This is a genomic window from Bacillus sp. SM2101, from assembly GCF_018588585.1.
Lineage (GTDB): Bacteria > Bacillota > Bacilli > Bacillales > SM2101 > Nanhaiella > Nanhaiella sioensis.
Genome location: NZ_JAEUFG010000090.1, coordinates 1 through 1,686 on the forward strand (window position 1 = coordinate 1; position 1,686 = coordinate 1,686).

At 34.3% G+C, this 1,686-nt stretch carries 1 protein-coding gene; it reads left to right on the top strand.

Annotated features, from left to right (window positions below; genetic code table 11):
- Positions 1-717: 717 nt before the first annotated feature.
- Entirely contained in the window at positions 718-1,491 is a 774-nt protein-coding gene (locus JM172_RS24330; RefSeq protein WP_214484954.1) for an alpha/beta fold hydrolase, read from the top strand.
- Positions 1,492-1,686: the final 195 nt, after the last annotated feature.

Below are 1,686 nucleotides of genomic sequence, written 5' to 3' on the forward strand. Positions count from 1 at the left end.
GTATTTATAGGAAGAAGTTTCTATAAAGCTTATAGAAAGTATTCAAAGTTAAAAGAAATCTAATAAACGAGGGTTTTAGTTTCGTAAACTGTTGCTATTGTTATATCTTCAACAATATGGCGCAAGAGGCTAGTCTGACTGGATCCATAATGTATCACTTCCTATAATATATTTGCCGGTAGCCCCCTAACATAACTTGTAGTTTCATAGCTTCGCTTGTTATACGGGGTCTATGCCCCAACCAGCCTCAAACATGTTTCTACAAGTAGGAGGTGAACAGTATTGCCGACGGGATCGAGTCCCAATGGCGCTAGCGTTCTGCCCCGACTACCTTAAGATTAATACCTATTAAAAATAGGTCAACTAGAAATGTTACTGGCTGACCTCATAATACGATATGGCACTTTTCTGTCAAACGAAAAGCGTTTTCTTTATGGAAAGAGATTGTAAGAATTCTGAATTTTTGAAATAATATAAAGAAGTACACATTAAACATTGTAACTTTTTTGGAGGAAATTAAATGAAAGAATGCTGCGGTAGGCTGCGATATGTGTAAATACCAATTTTGAAATACTAATCGTAAAGAGTAAAGAATCTGATGCATGGGCAATCCCTTCAGGAGGCATAGAAGAGGGAGAATCATCAGAGATAAAGTAAAGGTAGTGATAATGTAAGGATTAGTGAAACATCAATTTTACTAAGGAGGGGGGCAACTAGATGCCGTATCTAGATATAAATGAAGCTAAAATATATTATGAAGATTATGGTAGGGGCCAAAAAACATTAGTATTTATTCCTGGAATAGGAGCTAGTACTAAAATGTACGAGCCTCAAATTAATTTTTTCAAGCAAACTTTTCGAGTAATAACTCTTGACTTAAGAGGAAATGGGGCTTCTTCAAAACTAAATATACCCGTCCGTGATACTATTCAAAAGCAAGCTTCTGACGTTATTGAGTTGTTAAGAGAATTAGATATTCCGAAGTCATACTTTATTGGCGTTTCTTATGGAGGCATTGTTTGTCAAACAATAGCCTTTACATATCCAAATAGTGTAAAGGGGCTAATAGTAGTAGATAGCTTCTATGATACAAGAATTCGCTATCTTGGATTGAAATATAAATGGGCTTCTTACATGGCTGTCCCTTTTTATCTGCTACCAAGAAAAAATTTAGCCAAACTAGCAGAGAGTACATATAATGATTGGCCAACTGCGCAAAAGTCAATGAAACAAGTAATACTAAATATGAGGAGATGGGAACTAATTAAACAGAGAATTGAAGTAAACCGAATTAAATATGAACCTTATCTTAAACATATCAGGGCTCCAACTTTAATAATAACTGGTGATAAAATGCCACAGCATTGGGCAAAAAAGCTCCTTGAATCTATAGAAAACTCAAAACTAGTCGTAATAAAAGACTCTTTTGACCCGAGTAACTTGTGTCGTCCAAATGAGTTTAATCAATCAGTTTTTTTGTTTGTTAGTTAATGACGTGTTTTATAGGTGTCAATCAATTTATAAAGTGAATCCTCAAAATTACCTTAAAACAATTACTCAAGATGAGGAAAGAAATCTACCTATAAACTTAAAAAACTGTATAGTTATATTCCACAATATGGCGCAAGAAGGTAATAAAGGCTATCTGGACTATGTTAAGGATAGTTACCTATTAAGTAAACACAA